The sequence below is a fragment of the Halomonas alkalisoli genome, assembly GCF_021412585.1.
GTDB classification, from domain to species: domain Bacteria; phylum Pseudomonadota; class Gammaproteobacteria; order Pseudomonadales; family Halomonadaceae; genus Halomonas; species Halomonas alkalisoli.
In genome coordinates this window covers 77,501-100,915 of the sequence record NZ_JAKCMI010000027.1, presented here as the reverse complement: position 1 = coordinate 100,915, position 23,415 = coordinate 77,501, and the positions used below count along the sequence as shown (strand labels likewise).

The window sequence follows — 23,415 nt, the reverse complement described above, 5'->3', positions numbered from 1 at the left end:
ACCGTGTCACGTCAGCGAATGATGCCACGGGACGACACCTCGATGGAGGCGGCGAAGGCTTCGGTTTCGGGCAGCGGGAAACGACTGCGGATGGCATCCAGGGCCTGCTCGACGGTCAACCCCTGGCGATAGACCAGCTTGTAGGACTCGCTCAGCGCCTTGATCGCTTCCTTCGAGAAACCACGACGCTTCAGCCCCGTCAGGTTGAGGCCATGAGCCCTGGCAGGGTTGCCATTGATCATCACGAAGGACGGCGTGTCCTTGGTGATGATCGAGCCACCGCCGGCCATGGCATAGGAGCCGAAATGGCAGAACTGGTGGATCGCGGAGAGCCCACCCAGTATGGCGAAATCACCCAGGGTGACATGACCGGCCAGGGTCACCTGATTGGCGAGCACGCAGTCGCTGCCGATGAGACAGTCGTGCCCCACGTGAACATAGGCCATGAACAGGTTGCGCGAACCGATGGTGGTCTCGCCACGATCCTGGGCGGTGCCACGATGCAGCGTCGCGCCCTCACGGATAACGTTGTCGTCCCCCATCACCAGTCGCGTCGGTTCGCCGGCATACTTCTTGTCCTGGCAATCCTCACCCACCGAGGCAAACTGGAAGATGCGAGTGCGTTCGCCCAGCACGGTCGGCCCCTTGATCACGACATGAGGACCGATCCGACTGCCGGCCCCGATCTCGACGTCGGGCCCGATCACGGTGAAAGGTCCGACCTCGACATCCTCGGCCAGGCGCGCACTGGGATCGACGATGGCAGTGGTATGTATCAAGCAACCTTCCTCTCGGCACAGATGATGTCGGCCTCACAGGCCAGTTCGCCCCCTACGGTAGCACGGCAGGCGAATTTCCAGATGCCGCGCTTTTCACGTTCCACGCGAGCCTCCAGCACCAGGCAGTCGCCGGGCATGACCGGGCGCTTGAAGCGCACGTTGTCGCTGCCCACGAGATAGTAGACATAGCCGTCCGCGGGCAGCTTGTTGACGGTCTTGAATCCCAGGATACCGCACACCTGGGCCAGGGCCTCGAGCACCAGCACACCGGGCATGATCGGGTGATGCGGGAAGTGACCGTTGAAGAACGGTTCGTTGATGCTGACGTTCTTGTAGCCAATGATCAGTTCGCCGAGCGCCAGTTCCGTGACCCGATCCACCAGCAGGAAGGGATAGCGGTGCGGCAGATAATCACGAATCTCGTTGATGTCCATTTCCATCGTAGCGACCTCTGAAAGGAAGTAGGAAAGCCGGAGCAGCATTGGCATGTTGCATCCGGCTTTCCAAAATGCCTGCAGGGAGAGAAAGGCAGGCGATGGATTATAGCGTCGCCAGACTTCGTCTCAACCCTCCTGGTTGCGCTTTTCGAGCTTGGCCAGGCGGCGGGCGATATCGTCGAGCTGCTTGAAGCGCACCGCATTCTTGCGCCACTGTGCGTTCTGCATCGCGCCAGTACCCGACGAGTAGACCCCCGGCTCATGAATCGAGTTGGTCACCAGGCTCATGCCGGTGACCTGCACTCCGTCACAGATCGTCAGATGGCCGGCGAGTCCCACACCGCCACCGAGCATGCAGTTGCTCCCCACCCGGGTCGAGCCGGCGATACCGACACAGCCGGCAAGGGCGCTGTGGTCGCCGATGTGCACGTTGTGGGCGATCTGCACCTGGCTGTCAATCTTGACGTCGTTGCCGATGACGGTGTCGTCCAGCGCCCCGCGGTCGATGCTGGAGCAGCTGCCGACTTCGACATCGTCCCCCAGCACCACGCCGCCCAGCTGGGCGATCTTGTGCCAGCGCCTTCCATCATGGGCGAAGCCGAAGCCGTCGCCCCCGATGACACAGTTGCTGTGCAGGATAGCCCGCTCGCCGATGACGACACCATGGCAGACGGTCACGTTGGGGTGCAGTCGTGACCCGGCGCCGATCCGCGTATTCGCCCCCACCACACAGCCGGGGCCGATCACGACGTCGTCACCCAGCTCGACGCCGGGCTCGACGACCGCCTGGGGGCCTATCTCCACCCCGCCCCCCAACCGTACGTCGTCGGCCACCACCGCCGTCGCATGGATGCCTCCGGCCGGCCGGGACAGGAACGGGTCGAAGAGCCGCGACAGCTGCGCATAGCCGAGATAGGGGTTGTCGAGTTCCAGACGGTCCACCGGGCATTCGCCGGCGTGCTCGGGGTGGAGCAGCACGGCACCGGCGCGGGTGTCTTGCAAACTCTTCAGGTAGGAGAGATTGGCCACGAAGGCGACCTGTTCGGGGCCGGCGTCCTGCAAGGTTGCCAGTCCCGTGATGCGGCGCGTACCGTCACCCACCAGCCGCGCTCCGAGCTGTTCGGCGAGATCGGCGAGGGTGAACTGTGGGGGAGCAGGTTGCGTCATGAAAGCCCGGTAGTCAGCAGAGCACGGCGGCAAGCCGCCGTGACGGATCAGTTGAGCGAGTTGAGGATATCGGTCACTTCCTGGGTCAGGTTCGGCAGATCGGTCTCCGAGTGAAGCACTCCCTGGGGATCGACCAGCACCTGGATGCCGTGCCGGGAGATGACCTGCTCCACAGCCTGTTCAAGCTTCGGTTCGGACTGCTGCAGGAATTCCTGCTCCGAGCGCATTTGCTCCTCGATGATCTGCTGGCGCAGTTGCTCGAAGCGGCTGCCCTTCTGCTGGAACTCCTGGATCATGGTCTCACGCTCGGCATCGGAGAAGCTGCCCCCCTGCAGGCGCTGCTGCAGGTTCTGCAGTTCTTCACCCAGCCCCTGGGCTTCCTGCTGCTGGCCACGAAGGCGGCTCTCCAGCTGCTCCATGGAGCGCTGGGCGGCATCGGACGAGAGCAGTGCCTGCCGCCAATCCAGCATGGCGACCTCGGCGGCATGCGCCGGCAGTGCCAGGACACTGAACAGGCCAATACAGAGAATGGCGGTCAACTTGCGCATGAATGACTCCTTGGTCGATGCGGGGTCAGAAGGTCTGACCCAGTGAGAACTGGAAGAACTGGGTATCGTCGCCACTCTTGTCGTTGAGCGGTTCGGCGATACTGAAGGTCAGCGGACCCACCGGGGTCAGCCAGGAGAGGCCGATACCGGCACTGTAGCGCAGCTCGCCCAGATCGACACCGGAGGAGCAGTTCGAGGGCCCGTCACCCTCGACCACCGGGTAACAGCTGGTCAGGAAGGTGTTGCCGGCATCGACGAAGAAACCGGTCTGCAGCGACCGCTGGTTCTCGAGGAAGGGCATCGGGAAGAGCAGCTCTGCACTACCCTCGACCAGAACGTTGCCACCCAGGGTACGGTCACGTCCCGCCTCGCGGGGGGTGGTCCGCTGGCCCAGGGTATTGGCCGTGAAACCGCGCACCGAGCCGAGGCCGCCGGAGAAGAAGTTCTCGTAGAAGGGATGGGGATCGTTACCGATGCTGTCGGCATAGCCCAGGGTCGAGCCGAATTTCAGCGCCCAGGTCTCCTCTTCGTTCAGGGGAAACAGCTGCTGCGCCCTGGCCCGCAGCTTGTAATACTCCGCGTCGCTGCCCGGCGCAGCGGTCTCCAGCGACAGACGCTGGTAGTTGCCCGAGGTGGGCATGATGCCACGGTTCAGGTTGTTGCGCGTCCAGCTGGCGGTGAGCTTGAGGCTCTGGGCGTTGTCGCCCTGCTCGTCGACGTAGCGCACGATCTCCGAGGCGGTATCGCGATAGGTCTTGACCGTCAGGTCCTCGATACTGGCGCCGAAATTGAGCCGCGACAGTTCGCTGATCGGATAGCCGAAGTTGATCCCCGCGCCATAGGCGTCGGTGGAGTAGGTCGAGATATCCGAATCCTCGTAATCGGTCTCGCGATAGAACAGGTTGTAGCCCCGCGAGATGCCGTCCAGTGTCCAGTAGGGATCGGTGTAGCCGAAGTTGAGACTGGTGAAGGTATCGCTGCGCTGTGCGCCGACGTTGACCCGGTTGCCGGTCCCCAGGAAGTTGTTCTGGGCCAGCGCCGCGCCGTAGATCACGCCGGCGCTCTGGGAGAAGCCGATGCTCGCCGACACCGAGCCGGAGGGCTGCTCCTCGACGGTATAGGTGACATCCAGCTTGTCGGGCTCCCCCGCCACCGGCTGGGTATCCACTTCCACCTGGCTGAAGAAGCCCAGGCGCTCCAGGCGACGACGCGACTGGCTGATCGACTCGGTGGAGGCGGGGGCGCCCTCCATCTGGATCATCTCGCGACGCAACACCTCATCCTGAGTGCTGGTGTTACCGATGAAGTTGATGCGCCGCACGTAGGCACGCTGTCCCGGCTGGACCATGATGGTGAGATCCACCGTCGAGCCGTCGGCACCCGGCTCCGGCACGCCTTCGACCCGGGCGAAGGCGAAGCCCTCGGCACCCAGGCGGGCACGCAGGGCTTCGGTGGAGGCGGTGACGTCGCTACGCGAGAATATCTGGCCGCTCTCCACCTGGAGCAGATCGCGCGCTTCACGCTCGCTGATCTGCAGGTCTCCGGCGAAACGGATGTCGCCCAGGCGATACTGGCGGCCCTCATCGATATTGACGGTGACGAAGATCTGCGACTTGTCCGGGCTGATCGACACCTGGGTGGAGGTGATGGCAAAGTCCACATAGCCACGATCGAGATAGAAGGAGCGCAGCCGTTCCAGGTCGCCCGCCAAGGCTTCACGGGAGTATTCGTCTCTCGAGAACCAGCCGAAGAAGCGACCGGGACGGTCGTTGAGCTCGAAGACATCACGCAGTTCGTCGTCGTCGAATTCACGGTTGCCGACGACGTTGATCTGGCGGATCTTGGCCACGGCACCTTCGTTGATGTCGATATCGACCTGGACCCGCCCCTCGTCGATTTCACGCACGCTGGTATCGATGCGAGCGCTGTAGCGGCCCTGGGCCTGGTAGACGCCCTCCAGCTCGCGCTGGATCTCCTCGAGCGTGGAGAGCTGCAGCACCTGCCCTTCGGCAAGCCCGCCTTCGCGAAGTCCGCGACGCAGATCCTCCTCGGAAAGGTGACGGTTGCCGCTGATGTTGAGCCGCGAGATGGTGGGGCGTTCCACCACCTGGATGACCAGCACGTCACCGTCCCTGGCCAGCTGGATATCGTCGAACAGGCCGGTGGCGAACAGGCTGCGTGCCGCCTCCGCCAGTTCGCGGTCATCCACCCGATCTCGGGCACTGACGGGGAAGGCGTTGAAGACGGAAGCGGCGGAAACCCGCTGCAGCCCTTCCACGCGAATGTCGGTCACTTCAAAAGATTCGGCCAGCACCGTATTGGAACCGGCCAGCAGCAGAGCCGCCAGTCCGAGGGTCTTGATATTCATGCAGTCGCTTCGCTCGCGTTGATCCGCCTGCCTGTCCAGACAGGCACCTTATACATTTGTGCGGGTGACTGACAAGGCTGGAGTCTGGCTCCACCTCTCCCTGTGCCCCCGGTCGGGGGTAGAGTCGCTCGCTACCAGAGACGCATCAGATCGAAATAGAGCGCCATCAACATCAGCGTGGCTATCAGCGCCAAACCAATACGCAGACCCATCGCCTGGGTCCGCTCGGAAACCGGCCGGCCGCGGACCGCTTCCACGAAATAATAAAGCAGGTGGCCACCGTCGAGTACCGGGATGGGCAGCAGGTTGAGCACCGCCAGGCTGATCGACAGGTAGGCCAGAAAACTGACGAAGCTTTCCAGACCGGTGCGTGCCGTATCACCCGCCACCTGGGCGATGGTGATGGGTCCGGACAGGTTCGAAGGCGAGATCAGCCCCACCAGCATCTTGCGGATAGCGCCCAGGGTCAATAGCGTCATGTCACTGGTGCGCCCCACTGCCTGCCCCAGGGCCGCCACTGGGCCATAGCGGATCTCGCGCCGATACTCTTCCGGCCACTCCACGCTCTCGACGCCGGCGCCAACGTAGCCGATGGAAACGCCGGTTTCCAGCTCTCTTTCGCCGGGCACCAACGTCAGGCTCAGCTGCTCGCCGTTGCGCGCCACTTCAAGGGCCAGGCTCTCGCCAGGACTCGTGCGCACGATATTGACGAAATCCATCCAGTCATCGATCGGCGTCCCGTTCACCGAGAGAACCTCATCGCCGGCCTCCAGCCCCGCCCGGGCAGCGGCCTCGCCGTCGATGACCTGCCCCAGCCTGGCCGGGAACGGAGGTTGCCAGGGCGTGATACCCAGGGTGGCCAGCGGCTGCGGGGGGTCCTGGCGAACCAGGTAGTTCTCCACCGGCAGCCGATACTCCCGAGCCTCCTCGCGGGCATCGCCGCGCGCCTGGAACAGCAGCTCGCCACTGGCCCCGATACGGGCGATCAGGCGGAGGTTGATGTCGTCCCAGGAGCGTACCGCGTCGCCTTCCACCGAGACGATCTCCTGGCCGCTGCGCAGGCCACTGCGCTCGGCCGGTGAATCGACGGCCACATCGCCGACCACCGGTGCCACCGTGGTGGTACCGGCGACGAACAGCGCCCAGTAGGCGACGATAGCGAGCAGGAAGTTGGCCAGCGGGCCGGCCGCCACGATGGCGATGCGCTGCCACACCGACTTGCGATTGAAGGCCTGGTCGAGCTGCTCGTCGGGAACCGGGGCCTCGCGCTCGTCGAGCATCTTGACATAGCCGCCGAGCGGGATGGCGGCTATGGCGAATTCGGTACCGTTGCGGTCGACTCGGGACCAGATAGGCTTGCCGAAGCCCACCGAGAAGCGCAGCACCTTGACACCACAGCGCCGCGCCACCCAGTAATGCCCGTATTCGTGGAAGGTAATCAGCAGGCCCAGCACCACGATGACGGCCAGCACATTCTGGATCAGGCCCAAGTCAGCCTCCTTCTAGGTAACATGATGACAGTCGCCACCGTTGGTTGGCTCAACGACGTTGCAGCCAGTCGCTGGCCGTATGGCGAGCCCGGGCATTGGCCTCCAGGATGGTGCCCAGGTCGGTGGCCGGCGCCACAGGCAGCGCCTCCAGCGTCCGCTCCACCAGCTCGGCGATGCCGCCAAATCCCAGTCGACCGGCGAGAAAGGCATCCACCGCAATCTCGTTGGCCGCATTGAGCACCGCCGGTGCCGTTCCTCCGGCCACGATGGCTTCCCGGGCCAGGCGCAGGCAGGGAAAGGCCGCTTCGTCGGGCGCCTCGAAGTCCAGCCGTGCGACCTGGAACAGGTCGAGGGCCTCGACCCCGGCATCGATCCGCTCCGGCCAGGCCAGTCCGTAGGCGATGGGGGTGCGCATGTCGGGGTTGCCCAGCTGCGCCAGCACCGACCCGTCGCTGTAGGCGGCCATGGAGTGGATCACGCTCTGGGGATGCACCACCACCTTCACCTGCTCCGGGCGAGCATCGAACAGCCAGCACGCCTCGATCAGCTCCAGCCCCTTGTTCATCAGAGTGGCGCTGTCCACTGATATCTTGCGCCCCATGGACCAGTTGGGGTGGGCACAGGCCTGCTCCGGCGTGACCGTCGCCAGCGCCTCCGGCGTCCAGCCCCGGAAGGGCCCGCCGGAAGCGGTCAGCAGCAATTGGGTGACGCCATGCTTTGCCAGGCCACCACGATGCTCGTGAGGTAGACACTGGTAGATGGCATTATGTTCGGAATCGATGGGCAGAAGCAGTGCGCCATGCCGAGCCACTGCGTCCATGAACAGGGCGCCGGACATCACCAGCGCCTCCTTGTTGGCCAGCAACACCCGCTTGGCGGCCCTCACGGCAGCCAGCGTCGGCAGCAGCCCGGCGGCACCGACGATGGCGGCCATCACCACGTCCACCTCATCCGCTTCGGCCACCTCGACCAGCGCCTCGACGCCGCTACGCACCTCCGTCTTCAACCCGGCGTCGGCAAGCTCCCGGCGCAGCCAGGCGGCATCCTCCTCCCCGTCCAGCACCGCCACCCTCGGCCGGTGGCGCCGGCACTGCGCCAGCAGGGCCTCGCGGGAGCGATGGGCCGTCAGGGCGTGAACCCGATAGCGTTCGGGATGACGGGCAACGACATCCAGCGTGCTGGTGCCGATCGAGCCGGTCGCGCCGAGCACCGTGACAGTCAGCACCTACAGGACCCCGAGAGAGAGCAACGCAAACAGCGGCACGGCCGCCGTCAGGCTGTCGATGCGGTCGAGGACACCACCATGCCCGGGCAGGAGGCTGCTGGAGTCCTTGATGCCCCGATAACGCTTGAGCATGCTCTCCACCAGGTCGCCGAGCACCGACACCAGGGTCACCACGGCGGTGGCCAAGACCAAGGCGATTCCGCCGGCCACGCCCAGGCCCTGCCAGACAGCGAACACCAGCGCCAGCAGGAAGGTCACGGCAAGACCGCCGAACACCCCCTCCCAGGACTTGCCGGGGCTGACCCGGGGGGCCAGCTTGCGCCGCCCCCAGGCACGGCCGCTGAAGTAGGCCCCGATATCGGCACCCCAGACCAGCAGCAGGACGAAGAGCAGCCATACCGCGCCGGTGTCGCGCAAGATATTGAAACCGACCCAGGCCGGCAGCAGCACCCACAGCCCCATGGCCAGACGCCTGAGCGTCGACTGCCACTGCTCACCCTTGCCGGGGTAGTGAATCACCCAGTAGAGATTGACCAGCCACCCCACCAGCGCCAGCCACAGCGGCCAGACGGCCAGCATGGCGCCTGTCGCCCAGAGCAGCAGCATCAATACGGCCAGGCCTGCCACCAGGGCCAGGCGCCGGTTAGGCTCCGTCACCCCGGCGAGATTGGTCCACTCCCAGGCCGCCAGCAGCACGATGGCGGCAGTAAAGGCGGCAAAGGCGCCGCCCTGCAGGCCGAACAGGCCAGCCAGCATCAGCGGCGCCAGCCAGGCCGCAGTGATTATCCGCTGTCTAAGCACCTTGGGCCTCGATCTGCTCGTCGGTCATGCCGAAACGGCGCTGCCGCCGGCGAAAGTCATCGATGGCCAGGTCGAGGGCCTCGCCATCGAAATCGGGCCACAGCAGTGGCGTGAAATAGAGTTCGGCATAGGCCATCTGCCACAGCAGGAAATTGGAGATACGCTGCTCGCCGCTGGTGCGAATGCAGAGATCCACCGGCGCTTCCTGGGCCAGACAGAGCTCGTCCTGAACGCTCTTCTCGGTGATATCGGCGGGGTCGAGCTCCCCCGTGGCGGCGCGCTCGGCAAGGCGACGGGCGGCCCCGGCGATATCCCAGTGGCCGCCATAGTTGGCTGCCACCACCAGATGCATGCGGGTATTGTCCCGGGTCAACGCCTCGGCCCGGACGATGTATTTCTGAATCGAGGGAGAGAAAGCGGAGCGGTCGCCGATCACCGAGAGCCGGATACCGTTGGCGTGGAGCTTTTTCACTTCACGCTTCAGTGCGATCAGGAACAGCTCCATCAGGGCACGCACTTCGGCTTCGGGACGTCGCCAGTTTTCGCTGGAGAAGGCGAACAGGGTAAGCGTTTCCACGCCCCGCTCCGCGGCACGCCGTATCACCGCTCGCACGGCCTCGACGCCGGCACGATGGCCACGCACACCGGAGAGCCCACGCGCTCGTGCCCAGCGATTGTTGCCATCCATGATAATCGCCACATGTCGCGGCACGTCTCCACCGGGTGCACTCGGGGGCACCTGGGAATCTTGGGTCTGCGCTGACGTCATGATGTCTCGCAATGGAGTGGGCGGAGCCTGGCGGAAACCCCTTGACGGGGCGTCCGCCCGGCGCTCCTCAGACCTGCATCAGGTCGTGTTCCTTCGTTTCCAGAAGCTTGTCGATCTCGGCAATGTACTTGTCGGTCAGCTTCTGAATGGCCTCTTCACCCCGATGCTGCTCATCCTCGGAGATTTCCTTCTCCTTGAGCAGGGACTTGAAGTCGCCATTGGCGTCGCGACGCACATTGCGCACCGCCACGCGGGCATGCTCGGCCTCGGCACGCGCCTGCTTGATGTAGCCCTTGCGGGTCTCCTCGGTGAGCATCGGCATGGGCACGCGAATCACGGTGCCAGCGCTCGCCGGGTTCAACCCCAGATCGGAGGTCATGATCGCCTTCTCGATCTTGGGCACCATGCCCTGCTCCCACGGCACGATACTCAGCGTCCGGGCGTCCTCCACGTTGACCGAGGCCACCTGGCTCAGCGGCACCTGGCTACCGTAATAGTCCACCATCACCGAGTCGAGGATGCTGGAGTGAGCACGCCCGGTACGGATCTTGTTGAAGTTGCCATGAAGGGCCTCGAGGCTCTTCTTCATTCGGCTTTCAGCATCTTTCTTGATGTCATCGATCACTGTGTCAACCTCTGTCTATCAGCGTGCCTTCCTTGCCGCCCATCACCAGGTTCAGCAGGGCGCCCGGCTTGTTCATGTTGAAGACGCGAACCGGCATGTCATGGTCCCGCACCAGGCAGATGGCGGTCAAATCCATGATGCCCAGCTTCTGGTCCAGCGCATCGTCATAGCTCAGCTTGTCGTACTTGATCGCATCGGCGTGCTTGACCGGATCCTTGTCGTAGACCCCGTCCACCTTGGTGGCCTTGACCACCACGTCGGCATCGATCTCGATGCCGCGCAGGCAGGCCGCCGAGTCGGTGGTAAAGAACGGATTGCCGGTTCCGGCGGAAAACAATACCACGTCTCCGGACGTCAGGTAGCGAATGGCGGTACGCCGATCGTAGTGTTCCACCACCCCGCTCATGGGAATCGCCGACATGACCCGCGAGCGGATGTTGGAACGCTCCAGCGCATCGCGCATGGCCAGTGCGTTCATGACCGTGGCCAGCATGCCCATGTGGTCACCGGTGACGCGATCCATGCCCGCCTCGTTGAGCGCGGCGCCACGGAACAGGTTGCCGCCACCGACCACGATACCCACCTGCACGCCGATGCCGACCAGTTGCCCGATCTCCAGCGCCATGCGGTCGAGCACCTTGGGGTCGATCCCGAAGTCGTGTTCGCCCATCAGCGCCTCACCGGAGAGCTTGAGCAGGATGCGCTTGTACTTGGATTTTTCACTGCGGGACTTGTCGGAGCGGGGCTGAGCGGGATTATCGACGTGATCGGTCGGGGGCATGGCTACTCTCCTGGGCGCAAGGGGATGAAGCTTTTCTACTACGGCCGACGCGGCGGCCGGATACGAGAAGGCGTGCGCTCGCGCGCACGCCGTTCTTCGAACTGGAACCTCTGACCTTAGCTACGGCCAGCCTGTTCCATGACTTCCTTGGCAAAATCAACCTCTTCCTTCTCGATGCCCTCACCCACCTCGAAGCGGATGAAACCGAGAACCTCGCCACCCGCGGCCTTGGCGAACTCGGCCACGCTCTGGTTCGGGTCCTTGACGAAGGGCTGCTCGGTCAGGCTGTTCTCGGCCAGGTACTTCTTCAGGCGGCCTTCGACCATCTTCTCGGCGATCTGCTCGGGCTTGCCGGCCATGTCGGGCTGGGCCAGGATGATCGCCTTTTCCTTGTCGAGTTCCTCCTGAGGCATGTCCTCGGGACGCGCCACGGAGGGGTTGATCGCCGCCACGTGCATGGCGATATCCTTGGCCACCTCGGCGTTGCCACCCTTGAGCTCGGTCAGCACGCCGATGCGGCCGCCGTGGACGTATTCGCCCACCAGCCCGCCCTCGGCTGCCTCGACGACGGCACAGCGACGCACGCTGATGTTCTCGCCGATCTTCTGAACCAGCTGCTCGCGAACGGTCTCGAGCTCACCGCTCATCACCGCTGCCACGTCTTCGCTCTTGGCGGCGAAGAAGGCACCGGCGATCTTGTCGGCGAAGGCCTTGAAGTTGTCGTCACGGGCGACGAAGTCGGTCTCGGAGTTGATCTCCACCACCACGCCGTAGCTGCCGTCTTCGGCGACACGGGTCACCACGGCGCCTTCGGCGGCGGTGCGACCGGCCTTCTTGGCGGCCTTGAGACCGGAGCTCTTGCGCAGGTTCTCGATGGCGACCTCGATGTCACCATCGGCCTCGGTGAGTGCCTTCTTGCACTCCATCATGCCGAGCCCGGTACGCTCGCGCAGTTCCTTGACCTGGGAGGCGCTGATCGCTGCCATGGTATTCACCTCTTGATAGTTGAACCCTGGATCGGTTCGACCTGGGAATAAGTGCGCCGGACCCTTGGGGCCCGGTGGAATCCCGCCCCGCGATGCCGGGGCGGGAGAGCGGGCCAGGGCTGTAACAGCCCCGGCCCGCCCGGACAGGCATTGCCCACCCGGATGGCTCGCCGTTACTCGGCAGCGGCAGTCGCGTCGCCGCTCTCGCCTTCGGTGACCTCGACGAACTCGTCCGGCCGACCTTCCTTCGCACGACCACAAGCGTCGGCAATCGCCTTGACGTAGATCTGGATGGCGCGGATGGAGTCATCGTTGCCCGGGATCACGTAGTCGACGCCGTCCGGGTCGGAGTTGGTATCCACCACGCCGATGACCGGGATACCCAGCTTGTTCGCCTCGTTGATGGCGATGCGCTCGTGATCGACGTCGATGACGAACAGGGCATCGGGCAGGCCGCCCATTTCCTTGATACCGCCGATGGAACGCTCGAGCTTGTCCTGCTCGCGGGTCGCCATCAGGACCTCTTTCTTGGTCAGCTTCTCGAAGGTGCCGTCCTCGCGCATGGTCTCGAGGTCGCGCAGACGCTTGATCGACTGACGAATGGTCTTGTAGTTCGTCAGCATGCCGCCGAGCCAGCGGTGGTTGACGAACGGGTGGCCGACACGATTGGCCTCTTCCTTGATGATCTTGCTGGCGCTGCGCTTGGTACCAACGAACAGGATCTTGTTGTTGGACGCGGCCATCTTCTCGACCACGTCGATCACCTCATTGAGGGCCGGCAGGGTGTGCTCGAGGTTGATGATGTGGATCTTGTTGCGGGCGCCGAAGATAAACTTGCTCATCTTCGGGTTCCAGTAGCGGGTCTGGTGACCGAAGTGAGCGCCTGCCTTCAGCAGATCGCGCATATTGACGTGTGCCATGATGACTCCTGAAAATCGGGTTAGGCCTCCACGCACCCCATGGATCCGACTACCGAGGCGGTGCCGCGGCAGCACCCGGGACCATGTGCCGGTGCGTGTGTGTTTTTCAAGGCTATGTTGTCGAAACGCGGTATGCGCCTCGTTATCACGCTCTCACTGCTGTCGACTCTCGGCCGAGCCACGGCCCTGAGAGAGGGTCGACGATTGCAGGATAGCGCGCGGCTTTATACCATAGTTCGCCGACGAGATGAAGTCGCCCGCCGCGTATACCCGCCAATTGCCGGGCGCGACAACCCCTCAGAACCGAGACCCCATGAACATTCCCATCAAGACGCCCGACGAGATCGAGATGATGCGCGAGGCCGGCCGCCAGGCCGCCAGCGTCCTGGAGATGATCGCGCCACACGTGAAGGCCGGTGTCACCACCGGCGAGCTGGACCGCCTGTGCCATGACTACATTGTCAACGAGCTGGGCTCCACGCCGGCCCCGCTCAACTACCACGGCTTCCCCAAGTCGATCTGCACCTCGATCAATCATGTGGTCTGCCATGGCATCCCGGATGGCGACAAGAAGCTGAAGAAGGGCGACATCATGAACATCGATGTCACCGTCAAGACGGCAGACGGCTATCACGGCGACTCCAGCGTGATGTTCATCATCGGCGAGAGCATCCAGGGCGAGCGCCTTTGCCGGGTCACCCAGGAGTGCCTCTACCACAGCATCGCCCTGGTCCGCCCCGGCGCTCGCCTTTCCGAGCTGGCCCGGGCCATCCAGCAGCACGCCGAGGCCAATGGCTATTCGGTGGTACGCGACTTCTGCGGCCACGGCATCGGCGCCACCTTTCATGAAGACCCCCAGGTACTGCATTATGACGGCTACGCCCCCGAGGCCGACGCCGAGCTGAAAGCCGGCATGTGCTTCACCATCGAGCCGATGATCAATGTCGGCGGGCATCAGACCAAGGTGCTGCGCGATGGCTGGACCGCCGTGACCCGGGACAAGAGCCTGTCCGCCCAGTGGGAACACACGCTGCTGGTCACCGAAACCGGCGTCGAGGTGTTGACTGCCCGTGGCGAAGAAGATCTCGCCTTCCTCGACCACTGAGTCGAACGCCCATGCTCCTGCACCACTACCGTTTTGCGCCGGATGAATCGCTATTCGATGCCGAGACATTTCGCAGCGAACTGACCGGCAACCGTTCGCCCATCGCGCCCTTCAAGGTGGCCCTCGGCGACATCCAGGCCCGGCTCGACGAACGCTTTCGTACCGGTGCCGACATTCGCGACCTGGTGCATGGCCGCGCCTGGTGTCTCGACCGCCTGCTCGCCATCGCCTGGGCACTGCAGAGATGGCCCGACGACGGCGTGGCGCTGCTGGCCGTGGGAGGCTATGGGCGAGGCGAGCTGCACCCCCACTCGGACGTCGACCTGATGCTGCTGCTCGAGCACGACGACGACGAGCCCTACCGGGAGCCGCTGACCGCCTTCATCACCTTCCTGTGGGACATCGGCCTGGAGATCGGCCACAGCGTGCGTTCGCTCTCCGACTGCGAGCGCGAGGCCGCGGGTGACATCACGGTGATCACCAACCTGATGGAGTCGCGCACTCTGGCCGGCCCGGAGCGGCTGCGCGACGCCATGAAGGCCCGCATCGCCGCCGATCGCATGTGGCCCGCCGACCAGTTCTTCGAGGCCAAGTGGCAGGAGCAGATCACCCGCCACCACCGCTTCAACAACTCCGAGTACCATCTGGAGCCCAACATCAAGAGCTCCCCGGGCGGGCTGCGTGACATCCAGATGATCGGCTGGGTGGCCAAGCGCCACTTCGGCAGCCAGCGCTATGAGGACCTGGTGGCCAACGGCTTCATGAACGACGCCGAGCTGCATATCCTCAGCCAGGGCCAGGCCTTCCTGTGGCAGGTGCGATACGCCTTGCACATGCTGACCGATCGCGCCGAGGACCGCCTGCAGTTCGATCATCAGCGCACCATCGCCGAGCTGTTCGGCTACCGCGACACCCCCGAGCGCCTGGCCGTCGAGCAGTTCATGAAGCGCTACTACCGCCACGTCACGGCGCTGGCCGGCCTCAACGACATGCTGCTGCAGCACTTCGACGAGGCTATCCTGCGCAGCGGCGAGCGCCTGGAGCCGGTACCGCTCAACGAGCGCTTCGAGATCGCGGGCGGTTATATCCAGGCACGCAGCCGCGCCGTGTTTCGCGAACACCCCTCCGCCCTGCTCGAGCTGTTCCTGCTGATGGCGGAGCATCCCGAGATCGAGGGGGTGCGGGCCGACACCATCCGCCTGATCCGCGACCACCGGCACCAGATCGACGACCTCTACCGTGACGACGCCCAACACCAGCACCTGTTCATGTCGCTGCTCGGCTCCGGCGGCAACGTGGCGCGCCAGCTGCGGCGCATGAACCGCTACGGCGTTCTGGGCAAGTACCTGCCGGAGTTCGGCCAGGCGGTGGGCCTGATGCAGCACGACCTCTTCCATATCTACACCGTGGATGCCCATACCCTGCGCCTGCTGAAGTTCATTCAGCGCTTCCGCGAACCCGATGCCCGGGACGAGTACCCCGTGGCGGCCGCCCTGATCCACCAGCTGCCCAAGCTCGAGCTGCTGTGGATCGCCGGCCTCTATCACGATATCGGCAAGGGCCGCGGCGGCGACCACTCGCTTCTCGGCGCCCGCGACGTGGAGCGCTTCGCCGAGCGCCACGGCATGACGCTGCGCGATACCCGGCTGGTCGCCTGGCTGGTGGAGAACCACCTGCTGATGTCGATGGTGGCCCAGAAACGCGACATCACCGACCCCGACGTGATCCGCGACTTCGCCCGGGTGGTGGGTGACGAGACGCGGCTCGACTACCTCTACGTGCTGACGGTGGCCGATATCAACGCCACCAACCCAACCCTGTGGAACGGCTGGCGCGCCTCGCTGCTGCGTCAGCTCCACGCCGAGACCAAGCGCGCCCTGCGCCGCGGCCTGGACAACCCGCTGGATCGCGAGGAGTGGGTCAGCGAGACCCGGGGCGAGGCGCGCTCGCTGCTGGCCACGGTGGGGGCCGAGCTCCCCCGGGTCGACCAGCTCTGGGAGTCCCTCGGCGAAGATTACTTCCTGCAGTACGCACCCAGCGAGATCGCCTGGCAGACCATGGGCATTCTCGGCCACGGGGACTCCCAGCTGCCGCTGATCCTGATCAGCGCCCCCACCGATGACATGTCCGACGGCGGCACCAAGGTGTTCATCCACACCCGCTCGGTGGACGATCTGTTCGCCGCCACCGCCGCCGCCATGGAGCAACTGGGGCTCTCCATCCACGACGCCCGCATCGCCACCTCGAGCAACGACTGGACGCTCAACACCTTCATCGTGCTCGACAGCCGGGGCGAGTCGATCCGCGATGCCGAGCGCATCGAGGCGATTCGCCGCCACCTGGTGGAGGAGCTCGACGATCCGGACGACTACCCCCAGATCGTCACCCGCCACACCCCGCGCCAGCTGCGTCACTTCCATGTCGCCACGGAAGTGCTGATCGAGCAGGACCCGGCCAACGAGCGCACCCTGCTGGAGCTGATCGCCCCGGACCGCCCCGGCCTGCTGGCCCGGGTGGGGCGTATCTTCATGGAGCAGGACATCGCCCTGTCGGCGGCCAAGATCGCCACCCTGGGGGAGCGGGTGGAGGACGTTTTCTTCATCACCGACAAGGGTGGCCGGCCGATCACCGATCCCGAGCGCCAGCAGCGCCTGCGGGCGCGCCTGATCGAGGTCCTCGACGTTTCCGGCTGAACGCGAAGGCTCGCGGGTTTGAGGCCAGCCGGGGGCTTCCCTATAATCGGCGGTCTGCCCGCACGCCCGTAGCGCCGTGCCCTGCATCACAACGCAAATACGACGCCGGTCCACGGCGCCCTGGACACCGATGAATCCCGACCTCGACGCTCTCAAGCCCTACCCCTTCGAGAAGCTCGCCGCCCTGAAGGCCGGCGTGACGCCACCCGAAGGGCTCGCGCACATTCCGCTGACCATCGGCGAGCCACAGCATGCGCCCTTCGCCGGGGCACTGAAGACCCTGTACGAACACCAGCTCGATTTCGCCCGCTACCCGGCCACGGCCGGCGTTGCCGAACTGCGCGGCGCCATCGCCGGCTGGGCCAGCCGCCGCTTCCACCTCGATGGGCTCGATCCCGAGCACCAGGTGCTGCCGGTCAACGGCACCCGTGAGGCGATCTTCGCCTTCGTCCAGGCCGCGCTGGATCGCTCGCGCCCGGCCCGGGTCGCGGTACCCAACCCCTTCTACCAGATCTACGAGGGCGCCACCCTGCTTGCCGGTGGCCGGCCGCTCTATCTGGACTGTCGGGCCGAGAACGGCTTTCGCCCCGACTTCGACGCCGTGCCCGCCGAGACCTGGCGCGAGGTACAGATCGTCTTCCTCTGTTCGCCGGGCAACCCCACCGGCGCGGTGACGCCGCTGGATGATTTCAAGACACTCATTGCCCTGGCGGATCAGCACGACTTCATCATCGCCTCGGACGAGTGCTACTCGGAGCTCTACCTGGACGAGAGCGCGCCGCCGCCGGGGCTGCTCGAGGCCTGCGCCTCCCTGGGCCGGCACGACTACCGCCGCTGCCTGGTGTTCCACTCGCTCTCCAAGCGCTCCAACCTGCCGGGGCTGCGCTCCGGCTTCGTCGCCGGCGACGCCGAGCTGATCGCCCCCTTCAAGCGCTACCGCACCTACCATGGCTGCGCCATGTCGCTGCCGCTGCAGCACGCCTCGATCACTGCCTGGAACGACGAAATCCATGTGCGCGCCAACCGTGACGCCTATCGCGAAAAGTTCGCCGCCGTCACCGAGATACTCGCACCGGTCATGGAATTCCCGGTCCCCGAGGCGAGTTTCTACCTCTGGCCCGCGGTGCCGGGGGGCGACGACGAGGCCTTTACCCGGGCGCTGTTCGCCGAGGAGCATGTCAGCGTGCTGCCCGGCTCCTATATGGGTCGCCCCGCTACCGGCGACGGGATGGGCCGCGAGGGGGCCCATGGCGACAATCCCGGTGCAGGGCGCCTACGCCTGGCACTGGTGGCCGAGCTCGAGCCCACGACAGAAGCCGCGCAACGCATTCGCCGCTTCATTGAAAGGAGGGCATGATGCTTACCCTTTTCGTGATCAAGAACTGTGATACCTGCCGCAAGGCGCGCAAGGCCCTGGATGAGAAGGGCCTGCCCTATCAGGTTCACGACCTGCGCGAGGATGGCCTCTCGGCGGCCCTGCTCGAGCATATCCTCGCCCGAGTGCCGGTGATGGAAGCCCTCAATCGGCGCAGCACCACCTGGCGCAACCTTCCCGAGGAGGACAAGAAGGAGATCGACGCCAACAAGGCCCGAGCGCTGATCATGGCCAACCCCACGCTGCTCAAGCGGCCGCTGCTCGATACCGGCGACGACATCATTCTTGGCTATCGCGACGGCGACTACGACACCCTGAAGGGCTGACGCCGACCTACCCTTACCTGACACGAGGACATCCCATGCTGAGCTTTGCTTTCGGAATCGGCACCCAGAACACCCAGGGCGACTGGCTGGAGATCTACTATCCCGCCCCCCTGCTCAACCCCGACGACAGCCTGGTCGACGCCATCGGCAAGGTGCTCGACGTCCCCGCCGGCAATGCCACGGTCAGCTTCCTGCCCGAGCACTGCGCCGCCCTGGGAGAAGCCCTCAAGGCCGCCGGCCATACCGCCCAGGCAGAGCTGGTCGACGCCTTTGCCGCCAGCCAGCGGCCGCTGGTCGCCATGTTCCTGGAGAGTGACCTGCCGCCACAGAGCGCACCCGAGGTCTATCTCAAGCTGCATCTGCTATCGCACCGCCTGGTCAAGCCGCACCAGCTCGACCTGACCGGCATGTTCGGCCTGCTGCGCAACATCGCCTGGAGCAGCGAAGGCCCCATCGACATCGAGGAGCTGCCCGCCCGTCGTCTCAAGGCGCGGCTGGAGGGGCGCACCCTCTCGGTGGATTGTGTCGACAAGTTCCCCAAGATGACCGACTACGTGGTGCCCACCGGCGTGCGCATCGCCGACACCGCCCGGGTGCGCCTGGGTGCCTACCTGGGTGAAGGCACCACCGTGATGCACGAGGGCTTCGTCAATTTCAACGCCGGCACCGAGGGCCCGGGCATGATCGAGGGCCGTATCTCGGCGGGCGTCATGGTCGGCAAGGGCTCCGACCTGGGCGGCGGCTGCTCCACCATGGGCACCCTCTCCGGCGGCGGCAATATCATCATCAAGGTGGGTGAAGGCTGCCTGATCGGCGCCAATGCCGGTATTGGCATTCCGCTGGGCGACCGCTGCACCATCGAGGCCGGGCTCTACATCACCGCCGGGGCCAAGGTCACCCTGCTCGACGACCAGAACCAGGAGGTCAAGACCGTGGCCGCCCGCGAACTCGCCGGCCATGACGACCTGCTGCTGCGTCGCAATTCACAGAACGGCCGCATCGAGTGCCTGACCAACAAGAGTGCCATTGCACTCAACGAGGCGCTGCATGCCCACAACTGAGCCACTCTCCCCAACCCTGGCGCTGGCCATCGAGCTGATCCGTCGCCCGTCGGTGACGCCCGACGACCTGGGCTGCCAGGCGTTGATGATCGAACGGCTCGAGCGCATCGGCTTCCATGTCGAGCAGCTGCCGTTCGGTGACGTGGAGAACTTCTGGGCGACACGCGGCCATCACGGCCCGATGCTGGCCTTCGCCGGCCATACCGACGTGGTACCGAGCGGCCCTCATGTGCACTGGGACTACCCGCCCTTCGAGCCCTGCATCGACGATGAGGGGATGCTCCGGGGGCGAGGAGCCGCCGACATGAAGGGCAGCCTGGCGGCGATGATCACCGCCGCCGAGCGGTTCGTTGCGGCCCACCCCGACCACCACGGCAAGATCGGCTTCCTGATCACCTCCGACGAGGAAGGGCCGGCGGTGGACGGCACCCGCGCCGTGGTCGAGCACCTGCGCGAGCGCCACGAGCGGCTCGACTACTGCGTGGTGGGCGAACCCTCCTCCACCGACGAACTCGGGGACGTGATCAAGAACGGTCGGCGCGGCTCGCTGGGCGGCGTGCTGCACATCAGGGGCAAGCAGGGCCACGTGGCCTACCCGCACCTGGCGCGCAACCCCATCCATCAGGCCATGCCGGCACTGGACGCCCTGGTGCGGGAACACTGGGATGCGGGGAATGACTTCTTTCCCGCCACCAGCTTCCAGATATCCAATATCCGCGCGGGCACCGGCGCCACCAATGTGATTCCCGGTGACGTGGAGGTGATCTTCAACTTCCGCTTCTCCACCGAAGTGACCCATGAGCAGCTGCGCGAACGCACCGGCGCCATACTCGACGGCTTCGGCATCGAGTATCATATCGACTGGACGCTGAACGGCGAGCCCTTCCTGACACCCGAAGGGGAGCTGGTGGAAGCCGCCCTCCACGGCGTCGAGGCGGTACTCGGCCGCACGCCGGCGCTCTCGACCTCCGGCGGCACATCGGACGGACGCTTCATCGCCACCCTGGGCAGCCAGGTGGTGGAGCTGGGGCCACGCAACGCCACCATCCACCAGGCCAACGAACGCGTCCTGGCCGCCGACCTCGACGACCTCAGCCGGATCTACGAAGCGATCCTGGCCAAGCTCTTCGTCAACGGCACCGCCCAGCCCTGAGGGTTCGCATGACTGACTACCCGGATATCGAGATCTACCTGGCCAAGGCTCCGCTGGACGCGCTGAATGCCTGGCTCGGCGAGCGGCTGGACAGCCCTCCGCTGAGTGCGGCAGGGCGTCGGCAGTGGCAGACCCGCGGCCAGCATGACGGCCATGGCGTGCCGGTGCTGCTGGTGGAGAAAGCCGCCGACGGCTACGCCAGCCTGTGGTTCGACAGCGCCCATACGCCCTGGGCGCGAGACTGCGACTGCGCCCGGGAAGCCGCCGCTCGCCTCGGCTGCGAGGTGCGCTGCTCGCTGGGCAGCTGGCAGCCCGGCGACGACCCCGACCGCTTCTGGCGCGTGCTGCCCGACGGCAGCGAAGCGGTCATCGAATGGCCCGACCCCGGCCAGTGACCCAAACGACATCGCCCCGCCTGTTCCGTAACAGGCGGGGCGATGAGGAAAAAGCGGATACGATTAGCCTGCAAGACGCTGCCGAGCGGCACCACGAACCTCGCGAAAGCCGCTTTTCTCCACCTAAGTAATGACGGTGACGTCGTCGGCCTGAAGCCCCCTCTCATTCTCGATCACGTAGTAGCGCACCTTCTGCCCCTCGGCCAGGGTCCGGTGCCCGCGGCCGCGAATGGCACGAAAGTGCACGAAGACGTCCTCCCCGCTGTCACGCTTGATGAAGCCGTATCCCTTGTTGACATTGAACCACTTGACCTCCCCGATCTCGCGATCGTCATTCTCGACGTCGGCAATGGCGGCTAGCTGTGGGCTCACGCCATGCACGAATAGCGTGGCCACCAGCAGCAGCAGGAAGACGGCTGCCAAGGCGGCAAGATAGACCGTCGCGGCACCGCCGACCTCCAGGGTGGCAAGAAGCTGGCGCGACGTATCGCCGCCGGTGAAATAGATGAACAGGGCAATCAGCAGTGGCGCCGGAGCGGCCAGCAGCAGACTGACGAGAGTGCAACGAAACATAACCTTGCGATTCATGGATCCGTAATGCTCACTTGTTTGTGGTGAAATGTTGTTGGTGAAACGACGAAACAGGATGTCCGATGACGACATGGCACACGGCCACATCGCCCGACGAAGGTGTCACGATGAACAGAGACACACAGCGCAACGATTCTAGCATGAGCCCCGATGAGACGTCCGCCTGGCTGTTATCGCGCCTGGAGGCATTGGAAAGCCGCATTGCTCACCAGGAGCACTGGCTGGATACACTGGACGAAGCCGTGGCGGCACAGGAGAAGCGCCTGATGCAGCTGGAGAGGATCAACGGCGTGATGCAGCAGAAGCTGCGCGACCAGCAGCAGGCGCTGCAGGAGATCGATATGGCGGCACCGTCACCACAGGACGAGGTGCCGCCGCACTATTGATGGCGTATCGATAGTGACAGGCCCGCGCCGTGTCGCTTCCCGAGGCTAGCCCGCGCCTTTACCGGCGTCAGGGGTTACGCGGAGGCGCTGTGAAGCCATCCTTGGGCGCTACTTTTGCCATCCATGGCAAAAGACCTCCGCTACACCCTGACCCCGGCGGCGCTCGCCACCAGCAAAGCGCCACAGACCCCGGAAGGGTAAATGTTCAGACGAGTTCGTCCAGATAACGCTCCGCATCCAGTGCCGCCATGCAGCCGGTACCGGCAGAGGTGACCGCCTGGCGGTAGACGTGATCCATGACGTCGCCGGCGGCGAACACGCCCGGCACGCTGGTGGCGGTGGCGTTGCCCGCCAGGCCCGACTGCACCTTGATGTAGCCACCGGCCATGTCCAGCTGTCCCTCGAAGATGCCCGTATTGGGGCTATGGCCGATGGCAATGAACAGGCCCGGCGCGACGATCTCCCTGGTGCTGCCGTCCTGGGTGGACTTGATCCGCACCCCGGTGACGCCGGTATTGTCACCCAGCACCTCCTCCAGCACATGGTTCCACTCGAGTACCACGTTGCCGTTCTCGGCCTTCTCGCGCAGCTTGTCCTGCAGGATCTTCTCGGCGCGCAGGGTGTCGCGGCGGTGCACCAGGGTCACCTTGGAGGCGATATTGGACAGATAGAGCGCCTCCTCCACGGCGGTGTTGCCACCACCCACCACGACAACCTCCTGATTGCGATAGAAGAAGCCGTCGCAGGTGGCGCAGGCCGAGACCCCTTGCCCCATGAATTTCTGCTCCGACTCCAGCCCCAGGTAGCGGGCGCTGGCGCCGGTGGCGATGATCAGCGCGTCACAGGTATAGCTGCCGCTGTCGCCTTTGAGGGTAAAGGGGCGCTCGCGCAGCTCCACCTCATGGATGTGATCGAACAGCACCTCGGTATCGAAACGCTCGGCGTGGCGCTTCATGCGCTCCATGAGCTCGGGACCCTGTACCCCGGCGTCGTCGCCGGGCCAGTTGTCGACGTCGGTGGTGGTCGTCAACTGGCCGCCGGCCTGGATCCCGGTGATCAGCACCGGCTTGAGGTTGGCACGGGCCGCATAGACCGCAGCGGTATAGCCGGCCGGGCCGGATCCGAGAATGATCAGGCGTTCGTGACGCGCTTCGCTCATGGAGAACCTCGTGACTCGCTGGATAGATGAGTATCGGTTGCCGGCCCTGTCCTTGCGGCATGGCAACCGCCAGCGCCGGACCCCCGAAAGCAAAGAGGACCATTGTAGCAGCCCAATCCCCCGGGCGGCGCATCCCGCACCGACCCGCTAGAGGACCTCGTCGTCACGCCCCACCAGGACATCCTCCAGTTCACCATCGAAGGGTGAGACGACAATGCGCAGCTGGATGGGTGCGCAGCAGTAGGGGCAGTCCTCCCAGGTCTCATGACTCCCCT

The 23,415-nt window shown here is 65.0% G+C and carries 24 protein-coding genes (1 of these 24 running past the window's edge); 8 read left to right on the top strand and 16 right to left on the bottom strand.

All coding sequences use genetic code 11. The features are described from left to right. Window positions 1-11: 11 nt before the first annotated feature. From lpxA to rpsB, 13 genes are all read right to left on the bottom strand, one after another. Entirely contained in the window at window positions 12-779 is a 768-nt protein-coding gene (lpxA, locus tag LY622_RS11925) for an acyl-ACP--UDP-N-acetylglucosamine O-acyltransferase (RefSeq protein ID WP_234291090.1), read from the bottom strand. Further along, window positions 776-1,219 (bottom strand): 3-hydroxyacyl-ACP dehydratase FabZ, encoded by a 444-nt coding sequence (fabZ, locus tag LY622_RS11920; RefSeq protein WP_234279576.1) that lies wholly within the window; start codon window positions 1,217-1,219, stop codon window positions 776-778. The genes lpxA and fabZ overlap by 4 nt, the downstream gene beginning before the upstream one ends. A 123-nt stretch (window positions 1,220-1,342) precedes the next feature. Next, window positions 1,343-2,383 (bottom strand): UDP-3-O-(3-hydroxymyristoyl)glucosamine N-acyltransferase, encoded by a 1,041-nt coding sequence (gene lpxD, locus LY622_RS11915; protein ID WP_234291089.1) that lies wholly within the window; start codon window positions 2,381-2,383, stop codon window positions 1,343-1,345. Between the two features lie 47 nt (window positions 2,384-2,430). Further along, on the bottom strand, window positions 2,431-2,931 hold the full coding sequence (locus LY622_RS11910; protein WP_234291088.1) for an OmpH/Skp family outer membrane protein: 501 nt from the start codon (window positions 2,929-2,931) through the stop codon (window positions 2,431-2,433). Window positions 2,932-2,956: 25 nt separating this feature from the next. Beyond that, window positions 2,957-5,299 (bottom strand): outer membrane protein assembly factor BamA, encoded by a 2,343-nt coding sequence (gene bamA / locus LY622_RS11905; protein WP_234291087.1) that lies wholly within the window; start codon window positions 5,297-5,299, stop codon window positions 2,957-2,959. Between the two features lie 131 nt (window positions 5,300-5,430). Next, on the bottom strand, window positions 5,431-6,789 hold the full coding sequence (gene rseP, locus LY622_RS11900; RefSeq protein WP_234291086.1) for an RIP metalloprotease RseP: 1,359 nt from the start codon (window positions 6,787-6,789) through the stop codon (window positions 5,431-5,433). A 49-nt stretch (window positions 6,790-6,838) separates the two neighbouring features. Continuing rightward, window positions 6,839-8,014, bottom strand: coding sequence for a 1-deoxy-D-xylulose-5-phosphate reductoisomerase (gene ispC, locus LY622_RS11895; protein WP_234291085.1), 1,176 nt, complete (start codon window positions 8,012-8,014; stop codon window positions 6,839-6,841). Further along, complete coding sequence (locus tag LY622_RS11890) at window positions 8,015-8,815, bottom strand: phosphatidate cytidylyltransferase (RefSeq protein ID WP_234291084.1); 801 nt, start codon at window positions 8,813-8,815, stop codon at window positions 8,015-8,017. It abuts the gene before it with no gap. Next, window positions 8,808-9,584 carry a polyprenyl diphosphate synthase gene (gene uppS, locus LY622_RS11885; protein WP_234291083.1) on the bottom strand — a complete coding sequence of 259 codons (777 nt, stop codon included), beginning with the start codon at window positions 9,582-9,584 and terminating at the stop codon, window positions 8,808-8,810. Before uppS ends, LY622_RS11890 begins: the two co-directional genes overlap by 8 nt. A 67-nt stretch (window positions 9,585-9,651) precedes the next feature. Then, on the bottom strand, window positions 9,652-10,209 hold the full coding sequence (gene frr / locus LY622_RS11880; protein ID WP_234279496.1) for a ribosome recycling factor: 558 nt from the start codon (window positions 10,207-10,209) through the stop codon (window positions 9,652-9,654). A gap of 4 nt (window positions 10,210-10,213) precedes the next feature. Next, window positions 10,214-10,990: a UMP kinase gene (gene pyrH / locus LY622_RS11875; RefSeq protein ID WP_234291082.1), complete on the bottom strand. Its 777-nt coding sequence runs from the start codon at window positions 10,988-10,990 to the stop codon at window positions 10,214-10,216. 116 nt (window positions 10,991-11,106) lie between these two features. Continuing rightward, on the bottom strand, window positions 11,107-11,976 hold the full coding sequence (gene tsf, locus LY622_RS11870; protein WP_234279498.1) for a translation elongation factor Ts: 870 nt from the start codon (window positions 11,974-11,976) through the stop codon (window positions 11,107-11,109). A gap of 173 nt (window positions 11,977-12,149) precedes the next feature. Continuing rightward, the gene (rpsB, locus tag LY622_RS11865) at window positions 12,150-12,896 is read right to left on the bottom strand and encodes a 30S ribosomal protein S2 (RefSeq protein ID WP_234279499.1); all 747 of its coding nucleotides are present in this window, start codon (window positions 12,894-12,896) and stop codon (window positions 12,150-12,152) included. A gap of 313 nt (window positions 12,897-13,209) precedes the next feature. Between rpsB and map the strand changes: the two genes are divergently transcribed. The 7 genes from map to LY622_RS11830 all read left to right on the top strand — a co-directional run bounded on the left by map (window position 13,210) and on the right by LY622_RS11830 (window position 21,004). After that, complete coding sequence (gene map / locus LY622_RS11860; RefSeq protein WP_234291081.1) at window positions 13,210-14,001, top strand: type I methionyl aminopeptidase; 792 nt, start codon at window positions 13,210-13,212, stop codon at window positions 13,999-14,001. An 11-nt stretch (window positions 14,002-14,012) separates the two neighbouring features. Continuing rightward, on the top strand, window positions 14,013-16,694 hold the full coding sequence (locus LY622_RS11855) for a [protein-PII] uridylyltransferase (protein ID WP_234291080.1): 2,682 nt from the start codon (window positions 14,013-14,015) through the stop codon (window positions 16,692-16,694). Window positions 16,695-16,824: 130 nt separating this feature from the next. Beyond that, entirely contained in the window at window positions 16,825-18,051 is a 1,227-nt protein-coding gene (gene dapC / locus LY622_RS11850) for a succinyldiaminopimelate transaminase (protein WP_234291079.1), read from the top strand. Further along, on the top strand, window positions 18,051-18,395 hold the full coding sequence (locus LY622_RS11845; RefSeq protein ID WP_234279503.1) for a Spx/MgsR family RNA polymerase-binding regulatory protein: 345 nt from the start codon (window positions 18,051-18,053) through the stop codon (window positions 18,393-18,395). Before dapC ends, LY622_RS11845 begins: the two co-directional genes overlap by 1 nt. Before the next feature lie 35 nt (window positions 18,396-18,430). Beyond that, window positions 18,431-19,456 (top strand): 2,3,4,5-tetrahydropyridine-2,6-dicarboxylate N-succinyltransferase, encoded by a 1,026-nt coding sequence (gene dapD, locus LY622_RS11840; RefSeq protein ID WP_114572419.1) that lies wholly within the window; start codon window positions 18,431-18,433, stop codon window positions 19,454-19,456. After that, window positions 19,443-20,609 carry a succinyl-diaminopimelate desuccinylase gene (gene dapE / locus LY622_RS11835; protein ID WP_234291078.1) on the top strand — a complete coding sequence of 389 codons (1,167 nt, stop codon included), beginning with the start codon at window positions 19,443-19,445 and terminating at the stop codon, window positions 20,607-20,609. Before dapD ends, dapE begins: the two co-directional genes overlap by 14 nt. 8 nt (window positions 20,610-20,617) lie before the next feature. Continuing rightward, the gene (locus LY622_RS11830) at window positions 20,618-21,004 is read left to right on the top strand and encodes a hypothetical protein (protein WP_234279506.1); all 387 of its coding nucleotides are present in this window, start codon (window positions 20,618-20,620) and stop codon (window positions 21,002-21,004) included. Between the two features lie 123 nt (window positions 21,005-21,127). Here the strand turns inward: LY622_RS11830 and LY622_RS22560 are convergent, their stop codons facing one another. Next, window positions 21,128-21,592, bottom strand: a complete 465-nt coding sequence (locus LY622_RS22560) for a cold-shock protein (RefSeq protein WP_305038581.1) — start codon at window positions 21,590-21,592, stop codon at window positions 21,128-21,130. 110 nt (window positions 21,593-21,702) lie between these two features. On the opposite strand from LY622_RS22560, the gene LY622_RS11820 reads away from it, so the two are divergent. Beyond that, a complete protein-coding gene (locus tag LY622_RS11820) occupies window positions 21,703-21,981 on the top strand; it encodes a SlyX family protein (RefSeq protein ID WP_439649584.1) in 279 nt (92 codons plus the stop codon). 205 nt (window positions 21,982-22,186) lie between these two features. Here LY622_RS11820 and trxB read toward each other — a convergent pair whose 3' ends face one another. Next, a complete protein-coding gene (gene trxB, locus LY622_RS11815) occupies window positions 22,187-23,140 on the bottom strand; it encodes a thioredoxin-disulfide reductase (RefSeq protein ID WP_234291077.1) in 954 nt (317 codons plus the stop codon). 147 nt (window positions 23,141-23,287) lie between these two features. After that, window positions 23,288-23,415: the 3' portion of a zinc ribbon domain-containing protein gene (locus LY622_RS11810; RefSeq protein ID WP_234279509.1), read on the bottom strand. It continues 82 nt past the right edge of the window; only the last 128 of its 210 coding nucleotides appear in the window; the start codon falls outside the window, past its right edge; its stop codon occupies window positions 23,288-23,290.

Coding starts and splice junctions, on each gene's coding strand:
- fabZ (WP_234279576.1), bottom strand. CDS start 1,219: ATGGAAATGGACATCAACGAGATTCGTGATTATCTGCCGCACCGCTAT.
- lpxD (WP_234291089.1), bottom strand. CDS start 2,383: ATGACGCAACCTGCTCCCCCACAGTTCACCCTCGCCGATCTCGCCGAA.
- LY622_RS11910 (WP_234291088.1), bottom strand. CDS start 2,931: ATGCGCAAGTTGACCGCCATTCTCTGTATTGGCCTGTTCAGTGTCCTG.
- bamA (WP_234291087.1), bottom strand. CDS start 5,299: ATGAATATCAAGACCCTCGGACTGGCGGCTCTGCTGCTGGCCGGTTCC.
- uppS (WP_234291083.1), bottom strand. CDS start 9,584: ATGACGTCAGCGCAGACCCAAGATTCCCAGGTGCCCCCGAGTGCACCC.
- pyrH (WP_234291082.1), bottom strand. CDS start 10,990: ATGCCCCCGACCGATCACGTCGATAATCCCGCTCAGCCCCGCTCCGAC.
- tsf (WP_234279498.1), bottom strand. CDS start 11,976: ATGGCAGCGATCAGCGCCTCCCAGGTCAAGGAACTGCGCGAGCGTACC.
- rpsB (WP_234279499.1), bottom strand. CDS start 12,896: ATGGCACACGTCAATATGCGCGATCTGCTGAAGGCAGGCGCTCACTTC.
- map (WP_234291081.1), top strand. CDS start 13,210: ATGAACATTCCCATCAAGACGCCCGACGAGATCGAGATGATGCGCGAG.
- LY622_RS11855 (WP_234291080.1), top strand. CDS start 14,013: ATGCTCCTGCACCACTACCGTTTTGCGCCGGATGAATCGCTATTCGAT.
- dapC (WP_234291079.1), top strand. CDS start 16,825: ATGAATCCCGACCTCGACGCTCTCAAGCCCTACCCCTTCGAGAAGCTC.
- LY622_RS11845 (WP_234279503.1), top strand. CDS start 18,051: ATGCTTACCCTTTTCGTGATCAAGAACTGTGATACCTGCCGCAAGGCG.
- dapD (WP_114572419.1), top strand. CDS start 18,431: ATGCTGAGCTTTGCTTTCGGAATCGGCACCCAGAACACCCAGGGCGAC.
- dapE (WP_234291078.1), top strand. CDS start 19,443: ATGCCCACAACTGAGCCACTCTCCCCAACCCTGGCGCTGGCCATCGAG.
- LY622_RS11830 (WP_234279506.1), top strand. CDS start 20,618: ATGACTGACTACCCGGATATCGAGATCTACCTGGCCAAGGCTCCGCTG.
- LY622_RS22560 (WP_305038581.1), bottom strand. CDS start 21,592: ATGAATCGCAAGGTTATGTTTCGTTGCACTCTCGTCAGTCTGCTGCTG.
- LY622_RS11820 (WP_439649584.1), top strand. CDS start 21,703: ATGAACAGAGACACACAGCGCAACGATTCTAGCATGAGCCCCGATGAG.
- trxB (WP_234291077.1), bottom strand. CDS start 23,140: ATGAGCGAAGCGCGTCACGAACGCCTGATCATTCTCGGATCCGGCCCG.